We start from the raw sequence: 8,110 nt of genomic DNA on the forward strand, positions 1-8,110 counted from the left end.
ATGTTTATCACCCCAGAGCAGTTTAGCTCAATGGTATTGATTGAGCCTTACGATATTGATTTGGAAGGCGATGATCGCATAAGAATGAGACCGGACTGGAACCCCAAAAAAGGCGACCTGTTTTGTTTCTTATTAAACAACCATAAGGAATACCATGAGTGCGTGGGCGTGGTTGGTAATTCATTGTTGGTGAGTCATGGCCATAGGTACCTACTAAACCAAAGATTTGACCTGGAATATTTAGATGCGTTTGATGAAAGCGAAATTGAGGATGTGGAAGTACCGTACAAGTAAGGTTTTAGACGCAATTAACCTTGTACTGGTGTTTTTCTTAACCTTTTTGATGTAAACCTGCCAGCAACACCAATTAACCGCCTTAAATGGCGGTTTTTTGCTATTGGAACACCCCTAAAAAGGGTGTCTAGGCGAGTCTTAATATAACCCTATCGGATATGTTTAATTTTTTTCAATGACGATAGGAACTCCCTTATGAATAAAGAACAAGCCAAACAACATTTATCCGTTGTTTCTAATGAGCTTACAAAAACACGCCAGTTTATGCGTGAATTTGCTAAGTTTGATGCCAAACAATCTGACGTTGCACAATTTGACTCAATGATCGCTGCTAACTCGCATGATCGTGAAATGGGATTGCAGGCCATTCCTGAGTCATTGCAAAAACTGTTAGAGGCTCAAAACATTGCAGCTACCAATGCTGGCAAGCAAGCGGTATTCGACGGATTACGTGATGGTATTGCCGAGTATAAACGTCGTAACGGCGGCGATATGCCACCAGTAGAAGTTGTGCAATCAGCTTTATCAGCTGCTACCGCATTTACTGAAAACGCACATCGCGGCGATGATAATGATCCAGCGTTCGACAGCCTATCATTTAGCCACCATGAAGCGCTATCAGTAGTACCAGCTGCCGTACAAGTTGTTATTACTATGGGCATTGCAAACAGCCTACCATTAATCTCAATGCTACCTAACCCAACTGGCTCAAACGAAGTGCCTATCGTTGCTGGTGAAGGTACCGCTGGCATGGATATGGGCGTTATGCGCCGTGGTGAATTAATCGACGGTGAAAAAGCAGGCTTACCATACTTCGATAACCGTCATCTATTGGTTATGGAGGATGCAGGCGACGGCAAATTTACCCTTGAATCTCATGTTGCGTACACCAAAGAAATTCGTGACAACAAAACTACCAAGTTTGTTGTAGATAAAGACTCTATCAAAGCCCCATTCTTAGGCGGGCGTGTAAGTATTAAAGTTCGCGGCGTTGAAGTTGCTAACGATAACCATCGCAGCCACCCAACTTTTGGCGGTAAGAGCACGTTACAGCCGCTTGAACCGGTTACTTTAGGCGCTGATACCTTTATCGTTAAGTCTGCAGTTGCAGACCTTGACAGCCATACAGTTGAAGTTGCGTTTGACACTACCGACGGTGCTACCCCAGGTGCAGATGAAGTAGAGGTTGAGCTAATATTTGACTATGAGCGTAAAGACGAAAAAGGCGACTACATTTTACGTGCCCCAAGCCACGATATGCAGTTTAGCTACTATGGCGTTTACGCTTACCCAAGCCGTGCCCGTTCTACCGCTACTATCGACGCGATCACCCAGCTACAAAATGAGCTAGGTATCAACTGGTACGCAGCGGCTCAAATGTTATTTATCAACAAATACAACTTTGAGCAAAACGGCCGCTTATTACGTGGTGCAGTTAACCAGTGTTTAGCCAACCAAGAGCAGCACGTCAAAGTATTCGACGCTGATATCGCTGGCTTGACTCATATCAACCTAACCGATCTTTACTCAAATATCCGTGTGGTATTAGGTAAAGCACGTACTTCACTATCAACCATCACTAACACAGCTATTGGTCAGTACGACTTATACGTGTCAGACCGTGGTGCAGCGTTCTTTGAAGCTATGGGCCGTGATGACTACACTCCAACCGGCGAACAGTACGGCGATCAATACTCAATTTACCGTATTGGCCAGTTAAACACCGGTGCAAACGTTTATTACGTGCCAGCCTCTATGGGCGTGTTCAACGAAGATGAATTAACCCAAGGTGGCTATGCGTTAATGGTGCCACGTGCAACGACACCAGCCAAAGCACCATTCGTAGGTACTGTGGCAGTTCCAACTATGGTTCTAGCATCATCAGCCAATGCGTTTGAAAAAGACGTAGCGGTTTATAACCGTATGGCAGCAGAAGCTAACCCAATCCCGCGTTATCGCAATCAGTGCATGTTAATTGAATTACGCAATTTACCATCACTTTAATTCGATAACTTAGCCATGTGACCGCCACGTTGTATGGCTAAAACTGGCCTTGTTGTCTGTGGCAGCAAGGCCTTTATTTTGACAAAAACATGAGGCTGATTATGACAGAACCAAAACAAGTACCAGGCAATTTAGCAGATCTTGTTATCAACCCTGAGTATGCAGAAGTTGATGAAACTTATACAGTTAAAGAGCTGCAAGCAGAGCTTAAAGGCCTGGGCGTTGCTTATCGCTCAAGCGATAGTAAAGACGCTTTAATATGGCGATTTCTTGACGCTCAACAAGATGATCTTGAGCCAGTAGAAACGGAAGAGGAAGTGCAAGTAGAAGTGGAAGTAGAAGCGGAAGCGGAAGAGTTTGAGCAAATCACGGTTTATAACGATGGTGCATACAACCTTTATGAGCCACATAGCCGCACTTTGTTTTACGCTCGTGAAGAAGCTGTAATTGAACTCAAGCCAAGGGTTACTAAAGAACGAGTGTTACGCAATATCGAACAGATCAACGCAACACGTGGAAAAGTTTTAGTAATTCGTTAAACCCCATAGGCTGTGGTGCTTTGCGTCGCAGCCGTCTTTTGGCTAAGGGCGGCTAAATGTTAAACAGCAAGACTTTAGGACGTGCAGTAGGCATCAGCCAAGATGAAGTGTCTGGCAACACTGGCCCGAATGTGCCGTCAATCAATCCCAATGGCGTTATTGTGGGCCGTTTTAAGCGAGGCCGTACCGATAAGCCATTCAAAGTTAACTCAATAAACTACAAAGCCTTATTAGGCGAAGATAAGTCCAATCCAAGTTATACCATCGTTGAAGATGCTTTTATCGCTGGAGCCGCTGAATTGTGGATCTTGCGTATTAGTAGGCCGATAACAAAGCTTAGTGATGGTTCGGAAGTTACAGACGGTAAAACGTTTGAGCAGATAGCATTTGAAAGTAATTTATACCCGATCCCAGTAGTTAAAGATGATATTTACCAGCCGTTAGTTGAATTGCTTGACGTTCAACTGCAATCGCTAATCAAAAAAGCAAATGGCCTTGTTGATGCGTACTTACCTGGCATAAAGCATCTTGACGCCCAAAGGACAACATTTGGCAAGGCGTTTGCCTTTAAAGACGGTTACAAGCCTGAAATTAAGCTGCTACACAGCCATTTAGGGTCAGTGGTTAAACAGCCCGTACCAATTATAGACAGCTATAAACCTGGCGTTGAGGTGCTACCGGCATCGTTAAGCTATGGCTTTAAAGCGTTTGATTATGAGTATGGTTACAGTGCAGCAGTCGAGCAGCTAAATATTGAGCGTATATCCAAAATCAAAGAAAAAGATATTGACTCAAAGTACATGCCTCAAGCTGAAATACTTGATGCTCAATTATCGCAAGTGTTACAGGTTAGCAGCGTGGATGTAGGAACAGGCATTTATACGCAAAACTATACCTTGTTAGACTTAATCATGCTGAATGTCTTGGTTGAAACAGCTATTGAGCCCGAAGCCTACCAAGCGCAATTTGAGCCTTTATCGCTAGTATTAAAACAAGTATTAAGCGTTGTTGATATCAAGGTTGATAGCGGTTACTTGCCAGCCATTGAGGTATTGAATGTTCACTTAACGGACAAAGGCCAATACGCAACATTAAACGACGGTTATACGACTGATTTAGAGCAGCTAGATATTGAATCTATTAACTACCTTGCAGGCAGTTTTGAGCTAGATAGGGGTTATTCGGTTGAAGTTGAGATCTTAGATGCAGTCAAGGTTTATTTTGAGAAGATAGATATAAATATTTCCCAGGACGGCTATACCCCAATTATTGAGCCACTAAATATCTTTACAACACAGAGGATTGGATAATGAAAACAGGTTTTGCAGGCGAGTTGCGTTGCATTGTCAAAAAAAAGGACGGCACAACCGTTCAAGATACTGGCTACCAAAAGAATATGTTTCTTGATACGGGCCTAGATTTCTTTGGCGGTGATCATGGCGATGATATTTTTGCTTATTGCTTGGTTGGTAGTGGTAATGACGCACCGGAGGCCAGCCAAACACAGCTTATTAGCTTTGTTGATGTGCACACTTCGATAGAGGCCGAGAGTAGTGGTTCAGAGCCGTATTTATTTGGTGATGATGAATTTAAAGTATGGCGTTCTACTACCTATCGCTTTGAAGGTGCCAGCGGCGAGTCTGTTTCAGAAGTTGGGCTGGCTAGTGAGTTTGTCAGTGAAGATGACTACCATCTTTGCACCAGGGCATTAATCAAAAGCGCAGAAGGTGAGCCAATCACAATCACGCTTAAAGAAGATGAAGTGCTAGAGATCACCTACCGCATCTGGCAAATCTTTGATCTGGCAGATAAAGAGTTTTCTATCAAGATTACCGACGATATCGGAGGCGAAAAGCTTTATAACGCTAAGTGCCGTTTAGCAGGTATCGGTGATGATGGAGCTGGCTATGAATCTAAAGTAGGCATGGTGTTTGCAGAAGATATTGAAAACGGATCAGAGTCTTATGCCGACTTCTTTTCATACGCAGGCGACATTGGTGATGTATCTAGCATGCCTAGCATTGATATGGGTGAGGCCTCTAGCGTAACCCTTAGTGATTATGTAGAAGGTACATACACGCGTGATATGAGTATCTTTTTTGGCCTAGACGATGCACGCCTTCCGGTTAGAAGCATATTAGCGCCTACCACCATGGGTAACTATCAAATTCAGTACGGATCGCAAGATGATGACGAGCCGATCCCTAAATCTAAAAACGACACCTTGACAGTGCCAATTCGCTTTACCTGGGCGCGCTATGAGGGCGAGCTGAATGTTACCGAATAACAAAATTAGGCGTGTTAGAAAATGGCTTGAAGATCTAAAGGAGCCAAGGGATAGAAAACACCCTGATACACGCGCGTTTTGTTTAGGCGGGGCTGATATAGGCAATACCACTCAAGGTATAACAAGTTTTGTCTGGCAGGTATGGACGGACGGTGCAGCTATCTTTTTGCAGCGTACCGACCTGTCAAGCCCTGATAGGGTTCTAACTGACAAGGGCATAACATCGGTTTCAGTGGCTTTTGATCGCAATATGAACCTGGTAATAGCTTACCAAGCTGGCTTGGAGTCGAAGCTATGGGTGGGCCACAATGGTTCGCTTTCTGGAACTGTTACAGCCTCAATAAAAGGCAGTCAGAGCCCTATGGTGGCCTTAGATGACAATAGATATGCAACTGATAGTACGTCTGATGTGATCTTTGCTTACGTCAAAGACTCAACGCTTTGTTGTCGATATCAGCGTGAAAAGTATAGAACAGAGCATAAGTTGCAGGTATTAGAGGGTGATACAACTTTGTATCGCATAGGCATGGGTAGGGATAATCGCTTTTTATTCCTACTACAAAAAGAAGTGAAAAACTAAGGCGGAAATATGATCACAACTAAGATTTTAAAAACCGCTGTTGGTGTCCAGCGTGGTGATGTTATTGATAAGACAGAATCCACGAAACTTCAAAACGTCACGAACGGTATCATCGTTGGTCGGTTCAAACGTGGCGTTATGGGTACCCCATTTAAGGTCAATGAAGGCAATTTTTCAGCCATTCTGGGCCGTGATGTGGCAAACCCTAGTTTCCTAGCTATTGAGGACGCGCTAAACAGTGGATTGAGTGAAGTTTGGGTTATGCGAGTGGGCAGTAGCTATAAGCGAGCCGACTTGAGCAGCTTAACTGATTGCTTAGACAAGACTATCAAAGACAGTGATATGAGTGTCGGTGACGATGGTTATATTCCTGATTATCAACAAGGCCAAAACGAGCAATAGGAGTTAATTTATGGCGTATGTTCTGGTGGAAGAGGGGAAAATCGAAGAGCTTGAGGAAGCCTGCCAGCAATCCTTAAAGGTTGACGATATTAAATTAGGTAGCAGCTACATTGCTGATTATGAGCAATCAGGCGAAAGTAAAGAGGAAGAACAACTATGAGTATCAAGGGCGTTATTCTTAGTAAAGACGCAGACGTAAGAGAACTTGCGACCCGTATCGGTAAAGATATTGGTAGCATTGACAATCTTACAACTGGCGATAAAAAGAGCATTGTAAGTGCTGTTAATGAGGTTAAAAAAGCAACTGTTGAGGCTGGCGAGATTTACGCCACCAAAGAAGAGGCTGCTAAGCTTGCCAGCAAGGTAGAGCTACAAAAAGCTATCGCTGATCTTATCAACGGTGCAGATGAAGATGATGATACCTTAAAAGAGCTTGCCGATAAGATCGCTGACTTGTTAGAAGCAGATGAAAACTTTGCTCAACAAATTAGTGCTATCAATAGCGACAAGGCATCACGTAGCGAGCTTAACCAGGCTAAAACAGAGTTATCAGGCTCAATCCAAACAACCAAAACTCAACTACAAACGGCTATCAGCGCAGAGGAAACTTCTCGTAAAGCCGAAGATAAAGCTATCCGTGGTGAGTTTGCCAAAGCCGACCAAGACTTGAAAAAGGCAGTTGACGCAGCAGACGCAGCAATTCGCAGTGAGTTTGCAGCGGCCGACAAGTCGCTTAAAAGCGCAGTTGACGCGGCTGATACGGCCATTCGTAGTGAGCTTGCCCAAGCTACTCAAGCCCTAAAACAAGAAGCTAAAGAAGAGTCAGAAGCGCGAAAAGCAGAAGATACAGCCATTCGCGGTGAACTTGCTGAATCTAACCAGCAGGCTCAAAAAGCCATTGAAGATGAAGCAGCTGAACGCTTAGCAGAAGATACGGCTATCCGTAACGAGTTTGCCTTAGCTGATCAAGAGCTACAAAAAGCGATTGATTCAGAAGCGGCCACCCGTAAAGCACAAGATACCGATATCCGTAACAAGTACGCAACTAAGGCTGAATTAACCCAGGCGATCACCGATTTAATTAACGGTGCAGACGCCGATTCAGACTCTTTAAAAGAACTTGCGGACAAAATTACTGCCCTAGCTCAAGCCGATAAGGGATTGGTAAGTGCTACCGAAGCTCAATCATTCAAGGCGGCTAACAAAGAGATTGCACGCAATAACATTGATGCAGTAGCTAAAGCCACGTTTGAAAAAGAGGTAGCTGAAATTGATGAGGTTAAAGCAACCCGTGAAGAGCTTAGCTTAGCCAAGACAGAGCTAACAGACTCTATTAACACTAAGAGCGCCCAGCTTAGATCATCTATTGAGGATGAAGCGGCCAATCGCAAAGCAGACGATGCAGCAATTCGCACAGCATTTGCTCATGCAGATACCATGAACAAAGAAGCTTTGACAGCATTGATCAACACTAAAGAAACCGCTATGCGTAGCGAGTTTACTAAGTACGATGAACTGCTACAAAGCGGCATTGAAGCAGAAGAGATTATCCGTAAGGTAGAAGATGCTGCTATTCGCAGTGAATTTGCTATTGCTGATCAAAATCTTAGAGAAGAGCTTAGAAGCACAATCAACACTAGAGAAGCAGCTGTTCGTGCAGATTTCAAACAAGCTGATAGCCAGGTACAAGCGGCTGTTACAGCAGAAGAAAATGCACGCAAGGCACAAGGCGAAGCCATTCGTGGTGAATTGGCTAACACAGACCAAAAACTACAAGCCTCGGTTGTTGCAGAAGAGAGCGCACGTAAAGCGGAAGACGTGGCCATTCGCGGCGAGCTGGCAGGTGTTAACCAGCTGCTACAAAGCACTATCAGTGCAGAAAGCGCGGCTCGTAAAGCGGAAGATGCGGCTATTCGTAATGAGTATGCCACTAAAAACGAGCTAACCAAAGCGATCACTGACTTAATCAATGGCGCTGATGTTGATTCTGATACGTTAAAAGAG

Annotated in this window: 7 protein-coding genes and 2 pseudogenes; all 9 read left to right on the top strand. The window is 44.2% G+C overall.

The genetic code is table 11. The features are described 5' to 3' along the window. Positions 1 to 294, top strand: a pseudogene (locus tag B3S92_RS04145) (hypothetical protein); the annotation flags it as partial. A 195-nt stretch (positions 295 to 489) separates the two neighbouring features. Then, positions 490 to 2,298: a hypothetical protein gene (locus tag B3S92_RS04150; RefSeq protein ID WP_296202992.1), complete on the top strand. Its 1,809-nt coding sequence runs from the start codon at positions 490 to 492 to the stop codon at positions 2,296 to 2,298. A 101-nt stretch (positions 2,299 to 2,399) separates the two neighbouring features. Then, positions 2,400 to 2,837, top strand: a complete 438-nt coding sequence (locus tag B3S92_RS04155; RefSeq protein ID WP_296202993.1) for a hypothetical protein — start codon at positions 2,400 to 2,402, stop codon at positions 2,835 to 2,837. 56 nt (positions 2,838 to 2,893) lie between these two features. Next, positions 2,894 to 4,147, top strand: coding sequence for a hypothetical protein (locus B3S92_RS04160; RefSeq protein WP_296202994.1), 1,254 nt, complete (start codon positions 2,894 to 2,896; stop codon positions 4,145 to 4,147). Beyond that, on the top strand, positions 4,147 to 5,124 hold the full coding sequence (locus tag B3S92_RS04165; protein ID WP_296202997.1) for a hypothetical protein: 978 nt from the start codon (positions 4,147 to 4,149) through the stop codon (positions 5,122 to 5,124). The genes B3S92_RS04160 and B3S92_RS04165 overlap by 1 nt, the downstream gene beginning before the upstream one ends. Then, positions 5,111 to 5,704, top strand: coding sequence for a hypothetical protein (locus tag B3S92_RS04170; RefSeq protein ID WP_296203000.1), 594 nt, complete (start codon positions 5,111 to 5,113; stop codon positions 5,702 to 5,704). Before B3S92_RS04165 ends, B3S92_RS04170 begins: the two co-directional genes overlap by 14 nt. 9 nt (positions 5,705 to 5,713) lie before the next feature. Then, a complete protein-coding gene (locus tag B3S92_RS04175; RefSeq protein ID WP_296203002.1) occupies positions 5,714 to 6,106 on the top strand; it encodes a hypothetical protein in 393 nt (130 codons plus the stop codon). A 10-nt stretch (positions 6,107 to 6,116) separates the two neighbouring features. Then, the gene (locus B3S92_RS04180; protein WP_190272724.1) at positions 6,117 to 6,266 is read left to right on the top strand and encodes a hypothetical protein; all 150 of its coding nucleotides are present in this window, start codon (positions 6,117 to 6,119) and stop codon (positions 6,264 to 6,266) included. Further along, positions 6,263 to 8,110, top strand: a pseudogene (locus tag B3S92_RS04185) (hypothetical protein); the annotation flags it as partial. The gene B3S92_RS04180 and the pseudogene B3S92_RS04185, both read left to right, overlap by 4 nt.

The sequence above is a fragment of the Psychrobacter sp. UBA3962 genome (assembly GCF_002385225.1).
In the GTDB taxonomy this organism is placed as follows: domain Bacteria; phylum Pseudomonadota; class Gammaproteobacteria; order Pseudomonadales; family Moraxellaceae; genus Psychrobacter.